We start from the raw sequence: 15218 nt of genomic DNA on the forward strand, positions 1-15218 counted from the left end.
CCACAAGCGGCGCAACTGGGTTTAGTCAGTTTCGCATCTGACGAGAGGATCTGTCTCGTGCGCGACCATGGCCGACGATTGAATCGGCTTCCCGTAGCCGCATTCTTGAAGCAAGGATGGAACGCCATGAACGGGCAGCAGTCGCCGACAGCGTCCAAGCAGGTACCTCAGAGCCTCGGGCAAGAACGGCCGCTGCACCCGACGATGATGAGTGCCGCCATGCAGGATAATGGGCTTCACAGACGCGGAAACGGGAAGGGCACCTACCCGAACCAGGTGCCCATCCCGTTTGCTGCATTCAGTACTTCTAACACAGCTCTAGATGAGCCGTTGGCCCTCGGCCTCGTGCGCCGCCTGCCGCGACGCGCGACCTGCTCTCTCGTCTCCTGGTAGTTTCATTCGAGCCAATACCAGTAGGCACCGCAAGGGAAGGTTCGCGTGAATCCGCGTACCTGGATCGGGCAACGAACGCCAGTCTCTGGGCATGGCTCGGGGCGGGGTACGGAATCTTGAGAACGATGACGACTGGCACGTCCGCAAGCGGTGTCAGATCAAATGCTCCGAAGACGTCCTCGCGCCCTGGCGATGATCCTAGATCCGTTTCCGAACTTATGTAGATGTTGTTCAGGCCTTGTGCGCCGAGGCCAGATTGTATCCGTGGGCAACCGCACGCAACCAGCCCTCCGGAAGCCGCGCGAGATCATTCGGCGTGGCCTTCGAAACCCCCTCCGTCTTCGCGAAGCTCAAAGAGTCCGAATGACGACGATGCCGCCAGTGATGTCTGGTCGGCTGGGGCCGCGACCAATCTCCCGTCGCACGTCACCACTCAACTACTCACAGGTGCAACATGCTGAAGACGCACCGCCCGAGAGCGACCGAGGAATCCCGACTGATCCGATTCGACCGGAGTCATCATCGTGAGGTCGAGGATTGGCGCTAGGGGGAGCTGGTCTAGATCCTCGAGGACGGCGGCCAGCGAATCGGAAGACGGGTAGATGAGGACTATGTCAATGTCGTGTGCTGGATGAGGCCCGTGCACGGTCGAACCGAAAACGTATATCTGAACAGAGGGGTGTCGGGACGCTACCCTAAGCAGCCCCGCGAGGTCTCCCTCGCTCATCGTCTGAGGCGGGACAGGGTCGGGCCCCATCGAAGAATCTCTATGTCGGCTTCCTTCGCAGCGATCTCAGCTTGCTCGGTAGGCCCGCGATTCGGATTTGTCGAGACGAAGATGTCGAAGGGCCAGCACCGGTCTAGCGCGAAGTGCACTGCCGCGACTTCGGGCTGATATGTGTCTTCGATGTACAGCACCAGGGAATTGAGACCGTCCGCTCGATTAATGAGCAATCGGCGGCCGTCCAGATATGACACCGAGACAACGTGGCTGTGCCGGCGAAGGCCATCGAGCACGAAACCCATCTCCCGCGGCGTGTAGTCGCCGGGATTGTCAAGATGGAATGCCCGCATCGCGTCCGCAATCGCGCCCCATCCCACTCCCGCTTCGTGGCAAAGAGCAATTGCGTCTTCTTGGAATACGCCGTCTCGAGGGACGTTAGCGACGAAATCAAGGTCACCGTCGAAGAGATGCGCGATATCCTCGGCATGAACGTCGCGTCGGCGAACGATGCCGATGCGGACCGCTCGCGCATGTTTGCGCTGGACACGCACATGATCACCGTCGACTAAGACGCCCGTGACGATGTCGTCGACCCTCTCGAACATGGAAGCAATGAACGCGTCTGCCTCAGGCAAAGAGATTCTCCATTCCTGCTGGATACCGTGACACCCTCAGTCCCCCGTCGCCGAGATGACGATGAGTCAAGCCATCGACATGACTGCGAAGCGCAGCCACCACATCCTTTTCCTCATCGGTTAGCAGCTCCCGATTCGCGTCAACGATGCGCAGTATCTGGTGAAGGTTCGGGATGATCGTGGCAACGACTTCTCGATCCCACATCGCTGCTTCCTCGGCGTTCGGATCAAACCTGTAGTCGTTGTCCGGACCTATCGTCCGGTGTATGTGTCGGTTCTGGTGCGCAAACGGTTCTATGGCAGCGCGGGCCTGCTCGCGGGTGGTGTGACCGGCGATTCCAAGGGCTGCCTCAACGGCTGCCCTGCGCTGTTCTTTCCACGCCAGGAGCATCTCAACCGGATGACTGTCGGGGGTCTTGTCCACCACCGTGTGGCAATTCGCGCACAGCAGCACGAGGTTCTCCCGCTCTCCGCGGTTTGGAACCGGAACCGTCGCATCCCCGCGGGGGCCTCCTGGACTTGCGGCGATGATGTGCGCTATCTCACCGAAGTGAGTGGTTAGCGCCATTCCCACGTCGACGAACAGAGGGTTCTGGCATATCGGGTTGCAACAGTATCCCGCAGAGTCCGCCCAGAGTTGATAGCGGGTGGCCTGCGTCGGGTTCGCTGTCCCCAGGACACAGGCTGAACTCATGACACGAGTATGCCGCATAAGTCGATGTGGCGGAGCCTTCGAGTTCGACGTGAGGATGCAGGGCGAGCTCGAATCAGCTAGCCCTTGCCTACACCCTTCAGGTACAGCAGCGCTCGCCGTGCGGTTTTCTCAGCGTCCCCCACGGGGCCACCAACCAGCCGTCACTAGGCGTCAGACTCCCTCCAGGACGCGCCAGGGGCTGCAATAGGATCGGGCCATGGCCCTGAGTAGACGCGAACGCTTCAATCTTAAAAGTCGGATGATTGAGATTCAGCAAGATGACCGCTCCTGGACATTCGAGCGAACGAACCTGCTGCTCTCGGAGTTTGGCTTCACGGTTCTGGACCGATTCGACAGCAACGGCGAGTTCACCTTCGGGGACAGCATCCAGACGATCACCGATGCAGACCTCGTCGAGATGTACTCCCTGATAACGGGTGCCGATGACGACGACGTTCGCGCAGAACTCGAGACGGCCGATTCCTCGCTCTGGAAGCCGGGATATGTGCGCGTCTTCTTGTCGCACTCTGCCATGCATAAGCAGTTCATCGGCCGGGTGGCGAGTGAGCTGGCTGTGTCGGGCATCCACGCTTTCGTCGCACACGACACCATGGAATACGAAGAACCCTGGCAGGACCAGATCGAACATGGGCTTCGCACCATGCAGGCTTTCGTCGCGATCACCCATCCCGAGTTTCTGACGAGCGCTTGGTGCCAGCAAGAGGTAGGTTGGGCGCTGGGTCGTGGTGTCCCTCGTTACGTAATCCGATACCCGGCGGACCCGGCAGGGTTTATTGGACGAACTCAATGGCCGCAGGCCGCTGAGGAGCGGGACGTAGACGTCGCCGCTCGGATTCTCGAATGGATCAGTCGAATGCCGGAGTTCTCGGATCAGATCGTCACTGGGTTGCTCTCAGCCCTTCGAGCGGCGGACAACTACCTGGACGCCGGCGCGACAGCGAAGCGCATCGCGACCGTTGACACGCTGAACGTTGATCAGTGGTCAGAACTCGCTGAGATTTATCACAGCAACGACCAAGTCGGCGGGGCGGGGCTGGTGCGTAGAGAGCTGCAGCCGTACTACCGATCCCATGGGCAAGCGTGGCCACCGCAGCGGACCAACAGCGTAGACCCTTAGAGATGAGGCATCACCTCTTCCACAACATCTGAGTCCCAACCGGGTGGCTGGAGAGCTGGCACTGGAGCTGGAATTCTGCGCCCGTAACCTCCATACAACGCAGTGATCTGCTCGCCAATCGGGGGCGTCGGACGTGGTGCCGGGCCTGTGGCCGCAGGATCTCGTGCCAACTATCCGACGACGCGGCCCGCAATGTCGGAAGGGAGGCATCGAGTGCGTCGAGACGAAGCAAAGGCTGGAGCGGATGCCTCGCACCTGGGTTATCTCGTCCTTTCCTCGCCTGTTCTATGCCGCCTCAATCGCTGGCCGCGACCCCAGTTACGCCGGACTCGCCGCCAGTGAAGTCGCGACTGAAGGAGTTCGTTATCTGCGACATTCAATGGCCTGCAGCGACGTCTTCGAATGGATCCCGCGGACCGAGGCTCTCGGTCGAAACTGGACCGGCCGGGGCCGCAAGCCTCGAGCCCTCGGCTGGCGACTCGCCATCTTCATCCTCGTCGAAGGCCCGGTCATTGATATGGTCTTCTACTTGATCGCACCGTTCAAGGACCTCTGAGCGTTGGGTGAATGCACCGCGGATGGCGGCCACGTAATCGCGCGGAGCTTGGTAGAGCTCCTCTTTCGTCATATCGCTGATGATCGAGCTCACTTGGTCATCAATGCGCTGTTCCAGTTCAGGCAGCACCTCCTCCTCCAGACGTTTGAGAAGGTCGACTCGTTCCTCTGCCGAGAAGAGGCCCATGACTGACGCGTCTGCCCAACCGGGATCGAGTTCGTCAATGCCGTATTGGACGATGCGCTCGACCGCCGACCGCCGCACAGTTTCAGGCAGGGCGGCCGCTTCGTTAAGCCGGCCGAGGACGGCGGGCTGCCACATCGCCTCGATCATCATCCCGAAGTCCGCCATGCGGGGTAAAGCGGCATGGTGGGCCTCCGCCCAGATTCGCAGGAACTCATCGGAACAGCGTGTTCGGAGGAACCATGCCCTCCGTCCCGTCGACCATTCATGCCGCTCTGGGGGCGCTACGCGCGAGGCGATCCGTGAATACATCGCAGGCGGTACTCGAACGAGTGTCCCCCGCTGGTCCGGCCCACCGCAGTCGAGCTGAGACACGAGTTCATCGACCGTCATACCTTCCAGATACACAGAGAGCGTGGAGATGTCGCGAGCAACGGAGGCAGCGAAGCCTTCTCTGATTGTGGGGTGATGGAATCGCCAGACCGTATTTCCATCAGTCCGTGTGCTCTGGGACAGAAAGGTACCGTCGATGGCCGCGAAGGCGCGGGCAGTTTCCGCCACAGTGGCTCCAAGTGCTGTCACAGCAGCAGTTAGCCGCTCGTCTGGTGCGAACGGCGCGAGGAGTTCTCCACCTGAGAGGTATATCGCGGCGAGTGCCGCGCGTTGTGCAGGCTCGACGCCGTCGAGAACGTCGACCAGGAACTCGTTCGGATGCTCGAAGTAGGACACGAGAGCGTCCTCGCCCCGCAGACCTGACATCGGCGCGAAGCCCTGAAGCGAGAGGCGACGCGCTACTTCTGGCTGGAATCGCCTTGCCGCCGCCACGGCGCGCAGGTGCGGACGCCACTCATTCAGGACGGCGGCGGGCTGATCACCGGCCTTCAAGTGGTTATAGAGCATCTGCTCTTTCTCGGAGCCGCTCAGTTGCGTGATGTCGATCACAACCTGCTGTTCCTTCAAGCGAGGGAAGGAGTACTCCTTCATCCGCGGGCGGGCGTCGCGGTAAATGTAGTCGCGACTGGTCATCAGCACCCTCGCACCGTGGCCGACGGCCGCCATCACCTCAGGCATTCGGCGCACCCAGGCGTCCGTCAAATGCGGCTCGTGTCGAATGCTGCCGAAGGCATCATCGACCCAGAACATCTGTCGCGGGTCGTCAGGGTTCCAGTGCGCGAGGAGGTCGTCGGGGCCGTCGACTCGCATCACATCGCACTGCCAATTATCGAGCGCGGTCATGCAGAGCATTGCTGCGATTGTTGACTTCCCGCTGGCGGGTTCACCGAGGAGCAACACAAACCCATGGTCGGTCAGAGCATCACTTGCGTCTCGGTATGCGCCTGTGGGGACAAACGTCTCTAGCTCTCGAGTCAGGCTGGTCAGGAGGGCGCGAGCCTGACGCATTCTGCGTTCATCGAGGATGCTCGTGAGATCGCCAAGCCCGTAAACACGCGGGACGTAGCGGCGCAGGTTCCAGTTCTTCTCGATCTGCGTGCAGATCCAGGGGCCGGGTAGCATCGCCACCACCTTGGGCCCGCGTCGCCGTACCTCCTCGTCGAACCAGGCTCTAGTTTGGCCAGTGATTCGCAGGTTGGTGAGCACAATGTAGCCGTCGCAGAGCCCCCGCTCATGTAGCTCCGCGACCTTATCGAGTTCATCTCGAAGATCCGACGGCGACAATGTGCCCGATGAATCCACGCTGAACTTGCACTGCACGACGACTCGAAGTGCAGGCGAGACGAACTGCTTCAGCTCAGGCACGGGATCGTCTCCCGGCGACGTCCAGACGCCGTGGAAAGCACCGTCCTGACCGACGTCATTGGTGTCAGCGAACGCCGTAAAGGTCTGCCCCAACGTCTCCTGGAGCACGACGGCACAGAGATCTTGGAAGGCTCGCCAGCCCAGCTTGTGGAGTTCGTAGTCGGGTCCGGACATTGAGGCCAATCTAAGCAGAGCGGAGCGAGTAGACGAAGCGTCGTCGGCTCCAAGGCACGCGTTTCGGCAGTTCTATGTACGTAAATAGGGGAACTAACAAAGACGAGCTCCGCGGCGGAGGTACAACTGCCACAGAACTCCTCGGCCTTGAGCCGGACTGCACCATCGTCAGGATGCCTTCCTAGCTGTGGGTGATACGAGTGCCGTCGCTTGGGAAAACTGAGACCGGCCCCGCTATACCGCTAGCCGCGCTAGCGGTGCGACGGCGGCATGCCATCTGCTTCCGACGAGCAACACGATGATCCGCTCGCGGGCTCGAGAGAAGACGACGTAGAGCAGTCGGCTAGTGTTCGGGAATGGCTCTGTTTCTTTGCCCATGAAATCGCCCTCACGAAGCACGACGATGGTCGCATCCGCCTCTCGTCCCTTCGTCTGGTACAGATTCATCAGCTGAACTTCCCGCGGGTTCAACGCTGAGTCGGTGAGTGCCGCGTAGCTTGCCTCCCGCGCCTCGACGCATATCGAGGCAACAATTTGTGTGTCGCTCAGATCTCGACCAGCTCGCGCTGCCCGAGCATTCATCACCGCGAGGAGCACTCCTGCTTGCTGCCAAGCACCAGACTTTTGAGGGAGCCCAAGGGCATCATGCGCTAAGCGCGCCTCGTGCACTACGACGTGAACGGAGGGAGCTTTGAGGAGCCGGTCCCGCAACGCGTCCAGGCGCTGACGGAGCGTCTGCGGACCGGTGCCATTCAACACATGTACCGCAAGCTCTGGCACTTGCGCTCCACGCTGCGCGCTGGTCAGAAACACCGCAATAGACTCGATGACACTGTCCCAGGTCGCATCGCCAAACCGGAACCGCATCATTGTCGCTTGCGCATCCAGGGCGGCCGCCAGTGCATCACTCAATCCAGCAATCTCGTGTTCTATCCCCTCCGCCTCGAGCGCGTCCGACAGAGAAGCGAGCATGTCGTTGTGATGAGTGAATACAGCAACACCGAGCCCCTCCGCGCTCAGCTCAGTCACGAGTTGCGCCACAGTGGACGCTTCATCGCTAAGGCTGATGCCGGACCGCACAACTAGGCGACCGCCTTCGAGGGCGGAAGCGAGTGCCGGCGCCCCGAAGGCACGTTTTCGAACGGCATGCGCCACGGCCGGGATGACCCCCGACGGATCCCGAAAGGACGTTTCGGGAAGTATGACCGTGTTTTCCTTTCCTGCAGCAACACATGCGTCATCGATCCTGTCAACACGGACCCCCTCAGCAGCACGGAACGTGTAGATGCATTGATTCGGGTCTCCGAGTAGGATCACGCGATTGGTCGGGGTGATCAGCCCGAGAAACTCCTGTTGCGCATCGTCGGTATCTTGGAACTCATCCACGATTACAAGACCCCACTGCGACCGAAGATGCCCCGCGACCGCTGGCGATGCGCGCGCGATCTCCAGCGCTAGTGGGATCAACCGCGCGTATCCGATCTCACTCGGCGCGAGTCCGAGCTTCTCTCGCGCCGGGCTCACCAGCACAGCGTCGCCGTGCCCAACCAGGCTCCCGAATCGTCGTACTACGGAGAAGGCGAGCGAGTGGAACGTCATCACATCGATACGGCCCGCATGCCTCCCCACCACCGCGCTCGCTCGCGAAGAAATCCGTGCCACGGAGGCCCGCGAGAACGAAAGGAACAGCACCTTCTCGTGGCGCTTAGAGTCCCGAACGCGCTCAAGATGTGCAGCAGCAGCTGCCAGTGCGCTCGTGGTCTTGCCGACCCCGGCGCCGCCGAGCACGACCGTCAACTCCTTCTCCGTCGCGACGATCTTCGCCTGCTCGGAGTTCTGTGCTTCCCAGGTCATGATGGCGGGAGGACGTCGATCCGTCCTGGGTCACCAGCGCAAAGCGCCTCGATGACGGCGCGTGCGGTCGGTGGTGGGGTTGTCAGTGCCTCGACCCAAGCAGGCCCAAGTCCATGCTTCTTCAAGATCTTCTTGCTGAGGAGATGTTCGGCGATTGCATCATCTTCGACCTCCTGGGGCAACGCGGGCATCCCGAGATCTGCGAGCGATACAACGATCTTGCGCAACTTCTCGCCTGGAATACCCCGGATGAGTGCCGCCTCGACTGCGGTGCGTGTAGGAAGGACCACAAGTTGCTCGCAGAGATCAGCTAACTCGGCAACCGCCGGGTCTTCCTGTCCGGGCTTGTCGTTGTCGACGATTGCGCGGACTCGAAACCCCAGCTCCAACGCGACCTTGGCCATGGCGGGCAACCGCGTAATGCCACCATCAGAGCCAGGTGGAGCAATCAGTCGAATTCCGTTGGCGGCGAGGCCGTACTTGTCTTTGCCCGTCTTCTTGAACAGTCGCGCGGAGAGCGCACCGTACCCTTCGGCGTCGAGGGGACCCTCGACGAGCGCGACCGTGCGCGTGCTGAGCGCAGCGAGCAATTGGTCGAGTACCAACCGTCGCGTAACGCGGGAAGCTTTATCTGTGGTGCTCGAGAGCCGATACTGAGCGCGACCGTTCGCGGTATGCACGAAGCGGATCAGCTCATCCGACTTGAACGCTCGGACTACCTCGGCACGACGGGTAGTAAGGATGGATTGGCCCGCGGTGGAGTGAAGTAGAGCCGCCATGTACTCGGAGGATGAGGCGTCCAGACCGTCGCCGAAGTCATCGGCGATGACCACAACGCCCGACTCCGCCTCGCGTGCGGCCGCAATCGCCTCGGCCACCGAGAAAACACTCTGAACAGTGGACCCCTGGGATCGGATGGGCAAGGATCCTGCCGCGCCGAGAGACAGCGCTGGTTGCAGAGCTCGAAGGAGTGCCGCTAGCGATCCGTCGTCGGCGACGAAGTCGATACTATCCGCGTCGTTGACGCCGAACAGCGTCTTCGGGCCCGCGTTCAACACCTTGTCGAGCACTTCGGTTACGACCGGCGCGCTCGAGAAATCACCTGTCGCCGAACGTACGTCTTCATCGAGCTGCGTGAGAACACCGTCGAACGCGCTCGAATCAGACGCCGCGAGCAGGGTTCGTAGCGCGCCTTCTGCGCGAAGTTGCAGCGCTGGCGCGCTATCGATGAACTGGACCGGAAGAGCCTCTCGCTCCACCCGACTAACGCGTTTGAAAGAGTTTGCTGCCGGGTCGCTCCGCGCCGGGAAGTCCACCCAGTGATCACCACTATCCGCATCGATGTCGTAGCGAATGCGGTAGCAAAGTCGAACACCAAGCACTGCGTGGCTCGCGCCCCCCATCCCGGCCGACTCGACGGTCTCTGAGTCAAACGCTTCAAGGCTGTCGCTGAACAGGGTCTCGAGATGCTCTCCCAGATCGAAAAGTGTGACCTCAACTTCGGTCAATAGCTCGCTTGAGTCGCCACGGACAGGTCGGAAGATATCGAGAGGGTTGACGCGGACTCGGGTGCTGCGCGGATCGAGCACACGACGAAGCGCCTCCACGAAATCGCTTCGTCCTGCCTGCGGCTCTCCAGCGACAACTGCATCAGCGGGAAGGACAACGCTTGCGCTCTCGAAGCCGCGGAAACGCTCGATCCTGACCCTCGCGACCCTCATGATGCTGCCGCCACAACAGGCACTCGGCTCGCCGCGATTTTGTATAGCTCCACTGGAAGGCCTGATCCGGCGAGGAAGGAGGCCTCGTCTACGCCGGCCTCATGCAGCACTTCCCGGGCGCGTGGCAATATCGACGGCATCTCCAGCGACGAGATTCGTCCCGGTTCCGCTCGACGCCAACCATTCTGTGACATGCGGATAACCGCGTTGCGGTACGAGACGTCGCTCATGACACCAAGAGCACGCGCGCGGTAGAGGAGCGCGGCGAGGCTGACGCCCCAGTACTCCTTTAGCTCGGCCAGCGCTGCCCACGCTTTACCCGCAGTCGAAATGGGCAGGAAAGGGGCGATCTCTTCGGCGGGCATCAGGAACTCAGAAGCGAAACGGTTAGCCTGCTCCTCGGCGACCTTGCCACCCGGTTCAGCGTCGTGGTGCATGATCAGATGCCCGAGTTCATGAGCGGCGTCGAAGCGTTGCCGGTAGTAGTCGTCCTTCACCGGGTTCAGAACGATGATCGGCCGGGTTGCCGAGTGCAAGGAGTACGCATCGATGGCCGCCACCCCCGGCTCGCTGAAAACGACAACTACACCGCTACGCTCGACAAGCCGCACAACGTGCTGCACCGGTCCCGGGCCGACGCCAAAGAACTGGCGGGCCTCGCGCGCGGCTTCCTCGGGAGTCATCGAACGTTCGTCGGAATCCACGGGCAGGTCGGGCAGGAGCGCCTCAGGGAACTCGACGGCGTTCTCGAGCATCCCGGCGATCTCCGCCACGAACCGGCCATAGGCCTCAGCCTCGTCCTGTGCGATCTGCGGTGTCGAGCGGAGCGAACGGAAGTGTGGCTTGGTAGCCTTCGGCGGCGCTCCTCCCCCAAAGAACTGAGGCTCCACCTGCAGCGCTAAAGCGAGCTTCGCCACCGTGGCCCGGTTAGGTTGCTTGGCGCCGCTCTCCCATGCCGTCACCGAGGCCGGCGACATCTCGATACGGCTCGCCAGGTGAGACTTCTTCAGTCCCTTCAGCTGGCGTGCCATAGTGAGGCGCTCACCGTTGAAGAACGAAGCCGCGGCGGCGAGCGTCTGAGACGGTCGACGCGCCTCAACCATTCGCCGCGCCCGCCCCTTCGCCCGCACCAGCCCGCTTGATCCGTACCGGCACGTCGTCGACGTCAGTCGAGGCTCCACCGCTCGGCATCTGATGTGTGACCGGGAGACCCGTACCGCCCGTCGGAGCTCCGCCGGAGAGCAGCAGTTCCTTCCAGTGCCAGCACGAGTCTCCCGGGTATCCGGGGTTCTTGCTCTGTCCGATATACAGCTCGAACTGTTTGGTTGCGGGGTGGAAGGCATGCGCTGCGATGAGCGTCACACCAGCGAAGTCATCATCGTCTGGGATGCCTGGGATGGACTCCAAGCCGAACTCTTCATCGTCGAAGAGTGCGTTATCGCGGACGAATAGTTGGTCTGCGACACGCTTCTTCGCGTCGCTACGCTGCACCCACTTGATCTCGTCAATCTTTCCGAAGGGGAAGGACTGCAGCAGCACGCGGTACCCCTGGATAGCCCAGCCGGGAGACTGCTTGTAGTCCCGGCGTCCGACCAAGTCCTCATGAAGGCTCGGCATCGAGTCGAAGGCCTCGGGTGTGATGCCACGCTTGAGGAAATCCTCGCCGACGCTCTCGAGGCCCTCGGCCAGCCTGAAACGACCATTCGAGGTCGCCCGGTCGAGGAGGTCTCGAAGGTGCTTGAAGTTGAGATAGCCGACGACGCCCTGATCGTGGCCCTGGTCCTCGTCGAAGAGCTGGTCCGTCGCAGCGAACGCTACGGGCGCACCCCACTTCAAGACATCGAGCAGTCCGGACATCTGGAGCTCGGAGAGGGCCTCGTGTTCTGCGGTCATGGGATTAAAGTACACGACTCCCAGTAGATGGTGCTTGTATTTTTACTCTCGGCGTGTCGAATGCTTGCAAGTCATCCTGGATGGGACACAGTTCGGGTGAGCAGGCTTTTCACTGCTGTGAGTGGGCACGCTGGGCGCCAACAGGTAGACCGCTGGGTCACTGCCTGGTCAGGCGCTCCCAGATGCTCCTTCGTGATCGTGGCAGCGGGGCAGGTTGCCGCCCCGCTCGCGGAGAACCGTCGACGTTCTCCTTCGCGACACGTACATCGCCCCCAGTGCCAACGACAGCGCGTAGGGTCGGCACGTACTCCTGAGCATCGGGCACCGCCTTCTTGACCGGCGGGATCGCGTCGCCGAGCGGCCGGACGATCCCACCAGCATTCACCACGATCCCGCCCGCGTCGACGACGAGGCGAATGACCTGCAAAGTCCCCTCCTCGATGCGTGGCATAGCCTCTCGCCACTCACTGGATTCGAAGTTGCTCAACGACCAAGTCAGGCGTCCGAGCCGGACGCCGCCTCGCCACGCCCACCAGCCTCTGTCGCCATCGAATCGCACATCGAAGACATCGCCGATGCGTATGTTCGACATCAGCCCCCGTTCAACGGACCGCTCGTACATCTTGTTCGCGACGATGTAGCCTCGGTCCTCGAGTTGGCGTGCGGCATCTGGGAGAACGCGGATGCCGATGTGGCGCGATCCGTCCTTGTTCGGCCCGGAGAGCACCAGCCAAGATCCAAGTGGTCGCTTCACAACCCGATCTTCTCAGAATGTTGCAAGACGGCCTCGATTAATCGATCTAGCCCACGGGGTCACGTGGAATCGCCCGCCGTGGGAACGGGAGGGCCACGCCGCCGAAACCCTTTCGCGACCGACCCGAGCGATTCACGTACCTAGATACCGCGCACATCTCGCCGACCCAACGACAGATCACGAGATGGCTCTGTGCCGTACTCCACCCACCTGCGACGCTGATCATCACGTGCGCGCTAGCGCGGTCTATCGCGTCGTCATCTCGATGGGAGACCCGTGGACGCTCTAGAACACTCAGCCGACATCACGCTGCCCGACCAGCGAGTCGCAGTGTTGGGGGATGTTCACGGCAACGTCGGTTGGATCCGGATGCTGGCAAGGGCACTCCCCCACCTCGCGCCGGACGTGACGACCATCTTGCAGCTCGGCGACTGGTGGATGCCCCCGGACGAGGTCGACGAGGCGCTCACTGAGACGGGCATCACAGGCATCTACGTGACCGGAGGGAATCATGAGCCGTGGGGTGAGATCACCCCACTCATGAACAAGTACCCCGGCGAAGCCGTGCGGGTCTCCAAGCTCGTGTGGCTGCTCCCCCGGCCCGCGCGCCTCACCATTGGTGGGCGCTCCGTGCTGTCACTGGGCGGCGCCACCTCTGTCGACCGCGAGTCGAGGATCGAAGGGCTGACCTGGTGGCCAGACGAGGCCATCACCGACGAACACGTCGCAGCGGCCATCGCCGGCGGCCCCGCCGACCTGATGCTCACCCACGAGTCACCCGCCAACACCCCTGTCCGCCCTGTCCGTGAGATCCTCCGCACGAACCCGCACCGCTTCCCGAAGGCGGCGTTGGAAGCGTCCGCGGCGTCGCGCGCGAGGGTCAGCGAGGTCTGGGATGCCGTGCATCCCGAACTCCTCGCTCATGGGCACCTGCATGTCGGGGCGGGCGGACAGACTTCAGATGGTCGTCGCGTGGCGAGTCTCGGCGCGAAGGTCACGAGTGGAACCTCGGGATCCTCGACATCACGAACCTCAGGATGGCGACGCCGAGCCTGGCCATCCTCCGCGGACTTGCCGACGACGACGGTTCTCGTAAAGCGCGGGAGCAGCGGATGAAGAGCGTAGCCGAGTCCCTGCACTCGGGAGTCTTGGACGGATTGAAGCCCTCCGCTCAAGCGCTTCGTGATGCCCAGGACTACATCGACGGACTCCGCAGCCTCGAGGACATCATCGAGGACGTCCGCCAGCGCCACACTCGAAACCCCGAGGATGAGAAGTGACCGAAGATGAACCGAACCCCTGGGCTCGGATCATCGGCCCCTGCTACACCGTGGCGAGCATGGCCCGCACCCTCGGATGGACCGAGGCCGAGGTTGTGGAAGCCGGACACACGCTCCGACTTCTAATGCTGCTCACAGACGACGACGTCTACCTCTTCCCTGCGTTCCAGCTACGCGACGGCAGGGTAATCGAAGGGCTGACTAACGTTCTTCGCGTTCTCCAGACCGGAACTCAGGGCCGCTGGACATGGGCGCAGTGGTTGAACACGCCCTACCCTCATGGCGAACCCACCGCTATTGAGAAAATGCTCGCCGGTCGGCTCGACGAGATACTGCTCGAGGCGACGCACGACGCGTGGTCTTGGAGTTCATGAAGAGACCTCCAGCGGCGAGTGACCACACGGTGCGACCTAGCTAACCTCGTCGCGCTTCTCGGAGAAGTCGGTGCAGCTGATGAGCACGAACCTGTTCCAGGCGACCGCTTCGTAGTCTCAGCAGTTGGCGGCCAAGCCAGCGTGCGAGCAGGAACTCTGTTCGATCTGCCGCGTGTAGTCGCGGGAGCTTACGGTGTGCGGTGACGAATCGCTCGGATGCTTCGAACCTTTCGTTCCACACGCGATCCAGGGGATCCCACTCGAACGCGGGTGAGACGTCAAGTCGAGCGCGCTGGTACGCGTTTAGGCCGCCTTCGAAGCGACGCTGATAACGAGCCCACTCGCCGAGGTGGCGTTCCTCATCCGTGAGGGTCGCCCTGGCGCGGGTGTTCTCGCGCGGCGCGCGGTCGAGGTCTCGCCAGTGATCTTCATACGCGTGGAGTGAGTTGATCCAGTTCGCGGCGCGGCGCTGAGGTACGACCTGCTCGTCGAGAACCAAGGTCACAACCGCGGCGAACCGGTCGGCCACGGGATCGACGGTCCCCTCCGCCCGTCGTAGTTGTTCGGCTTCAGCGTGGAGTTCTGCAGGGGTCGACGCGCGCACAGGGTCCTTTCATGGGCGAGACGGCTCGCCCAATGCACCTATGCGCGGTGTGCCCCTGCTGTCAGACCACGCCGAGTGCACGCGGCAGTGTCGCTGAGTCGGCGGAGTCGCCGTCGACGGCTTCGTAGGGTTGCTGGCACCCGACGGGAGGCACCATCGTGCAGATCGACGACGAGCCGCAGGACCAGGTGCTCGACGAGATGGACGGCGTCTTCGTCGTGACCACGGATGAGGGAGTCGAGTACCGCCTCGACATGAACAAGCGACAGGTCACCCGCATGGTGGAGGTGCGTGCGGGGGTCCGCGCGGTGCTCGATCCGGAGTCCGCCGCACTGGTGGCCGTCGCGACGTGCCGAGTCGGCGCCCCGATGGTTCTCCTCATCGACCGAGACAAGCCCGGAGTGTTGTTCACTCGCCGCGCGTCCGCCACGGTGTTGGGCATCAACCAGGTGTCACGAACACCGCGGCCGCAGTAGGAGTGGC

The 15218-nt window shown here is 62.2% G+C and carries 14 protein-coding genes; 5 read left to right on the top strand and 9 right to left on the bottom strand.

What is annotated here, in order from left to right; translation table 11 throughout:
• Window positions 1-1116: 1116 nt before the first annotated feature.
• Entirely contained in the window at window positions 1117-1752 is a 636-nt protein-coding gene (locus DW298_RS09745; RefSeq protein WP_136042235.1) for a hypothetical protein, read from the bottom strand.
• Window positions 1745-2446: a hypothetical protein gene (locus DW298_RS09750; RefSeq protein ID WP_136042237.1), complete on the bottom strand. Its 702-nt coding sequence runs from the start codon at window positions 2444-2446 to the stop codon at window positions 1745-1747. Before DW298_RS09750 ends, DW298_RS09745 begins: the two co-directional genes overlap by 8 nt.
• A 217-nt stretch (window positions 2447-2663) precedes the next feature.
• Between DW298_RS09750 and DW298_RS09755 the strand changes: the two genes are divergently transcribed.
• Window positions 2664-3584 (top strand): toll/interleukin-1 receptor domain-containing protein, encoded by a 921-nt coding sequence (locus DW298_RS09755; protein WP_136042238.1) that lies wholly within the window; start codon window positions 2664-2666, stop codon window positions 3582-3584.
• A gap of 376 nt (window positions 3585-3960) precedes the next feature.
• On the opposite strand, the gene DW298_RS09760 is transcribed toward DW298_RS09755, so the two are convergent.
• The 6 genes from DW298_RS09760 to DW298_RS09785 all read right to left on the bottom strand — a co-directional run bounded on the left by DW298_RS09760 (window position 3961) and on the right by DW298_RS09785 (window position 12477).
• Complete coding sequence (locus DW298_RS09760) at window positions 3961-6255, bottom strand: hypothetical protein (protein ID WP_136042240.1); 2295 nt, start codon at window positions 6253-6255, stop codon at window positions 3961-3963.
• Window positions 6256-6489: 234 nt separating this feature from the next.
• A complete protein-coding gene (locus tag DW298_RS09765; protein ID WP_136042242.1) occupies window positions 6490-8109 on the bottom strand; it encodes a UvrD-helicase domain-containing protein in 1620 nt (539 codons plus the stop codon).
• Window positions 8106-9716 (bottom strand): hypothetical protein, encoded by a 1611-nt coding sequence (locus tag DW298_RS09770; RefSeq protein ID WP_136042244.1) that lies wholly within the window; start codon window positions 9714-9716, stop codon window positions 8106-8108. Before DW298_RS09770 ends, DW298_RS09765 begins: the two co-directional genes overlap by 4 nt.
• Before the next feature lie 110 nt (window positions 9717-9826).
• The gene (locus tag DW298_RS09775) at window positions 9827-10933 is read right to left on the bottom strand and encodes an XRE family transcriptional regulator (RefSeq protein WP_136042246.1); all 1107 of its coding nucleotides are present in this window, start codon (window positions 10931-10933) and stop codon (window positions 9827-9829) included.
• Window positions 10926-11723, bottom strand: a complete 798-nt coding sequence (locus tag DW298_RS09780; RefSeq protein WP_136042248.1) for a hypothetical protein — start codon at window positions 11721-11723, stop codon at window positions 10926-10928. The genes DW298_RS09775 and DW298_RS09780 overlap by 8 nt, the downstream gene beginning before the upstream one ends.
• Before the next feature lie 157 nt (window positions 11724-11880).
• Window positions 11881-12477 carry a hypothetical protein gene (locus DW298_RS09785; protein ID WP_136042250.1) on the bottom strand — a complete coding sequence of 199 codons (597 nt, stop codon included), beginning with the start codon at window positions 12475-12477 and terminating at the stop codon, window positions 11881-11883.
• Window positions 12478-12753: 276 nt separating this feature from the next.
• Between DW298_RS09785 and DW298_RS09790 the strand changes: the two genes are divergently transcribed.
• Genes DW298_RS09790 through DW298_RS09795 form a run of 3 tightly spaced genes read left to right on the top strand, consistent with a single transcriptional unit; the run spans window position 12754 to window position 14131 of the window.
• Entirely contained in the window at window positions 12754-13593 is an 840-nt protein-coding gene (locus DW298_RS09790) for a metallophosphoesterase (protein ID WP_240745090.1), read from the top strand.
• Window positions 13590-13757, top strand: a complete 168-nt coding sequence (locus DW298_RS19640) for an antitoxin VbhA family protein (protein WP_240745091.1) — start codon at window positions 13590-13592, stop codon at window positions 13755-13757. The genes DW298_RS09790 and DW298_RS19640 overlap by 4 nt, the downstream gene beginning before the upstream one ends.
• Window positions 13754-14131: a hypothetical protein gene (locus DW298_RS09795; RefSeq protein ID WP_136042251.1), complete on the top strand. Its 378-nt coding sequence runs from the start codon at window positions 13754-13756 to the stop codon at window positions 14129-14131. The genes DW298_RS19640 and DW298_RS09795 overlap by 4 nt, the downstream gene beginning before the upstream one ends.
• A 40-nt stretch (window positions 14132-14171) precedes the next feature.
• Here the strand turns inward: DW298_RS09795 and DW298_RS09800 are convergent, their stop codons facing one another.
• Window positions 14172-14660, bottom strand: coding sequence for a hypothetical protein (locus DW298_RS09800; protein ID WP_136042252.1), 489 nt, complete (start codon window positions 14658-14660; stop codon window positions 14172-14174).
• Between the two features lie 233 nt (window positions 14661-14893).
• Between DW298_RS09800 and DW298_RS09805 the strand changes: the two genes are divergently transcribed.
• Window positions 14894-15211: a hypothetical protein gene (locus tag DW298_RS09805; protein ID WP_136042254.1), complete on the top strand. Its 318-nt coding sequence runs from the start codon at window positions 14894-14896 to the stop codon at window positions 15209-15211.
• The last annotated feature ends 7 nt before the right edge of the window (window positions 15212-15218 follow it).

The organism is Microbacterium sp. A20, from assembly GCF_004794515.1.
Classification (GTDB): Bacteria; Actinomycetota; Actinomycetes; order Actinomycetales; family Microbacteriaceae; genus Microbacterium.

What these genes read in the sequence shown, in the direction of transcription:
- DW298_RS09775 (WP_136042246.1), bottom strand. Translation starts at nt 10,933, where the DNA reads ATGGTTGAGGCGCGTCGACCGTCTCAGACGCTCGCCGCCGCGGCTTCG.
- DW298_RS09755 (WP_136042238.1), top strand. Translation starts at nt 2,664, where the DNA reads ATGGCCCTGAGTAGACGCGAACGCTTCAATCTTAAAAGTCGGATGATT.
- DW298_RS09760 (WP_136042240.1), bottom strand. Translation starts at nt 6,255, where the DNA reads ATGTCCGGACCCGACTACGAACTCCACAAGCTGGGCTGGCGAGCCTTC.
- DW298_RS09750 (WP_136042237.1), bottom strand. Translation starts at nt 2,446, where the DNA reads ATGAGTTCAGCCTGTGTCCTGGGGACAGCGAACCCGACGCAGGCCACC.
- DW298_RS19640 (WP_240745091.1), top strand. Translation starts at nt 13,590, where the DNA reads ATGAAGAGCGTAGCCGAGTCCCTGCACTCGGGAGTCTTGGACGGATTG.
- DW298_RS09765 (WP_136042242.1), bottom strand. Translation starts at nt 8,109, where the DNA reads ATGACCTGGGAAGCACAGAACTCCGAGCAGGCGAAGATCGTCGCGACG.
- DW298_RS09780 (WP_136042248.1), bottom strand. Translation starts at nt 11,723, where the DNA reads ATGACCGCAGAACACGAGGCCCTCTCCGAGCTCCAGATGTCCGGACTG.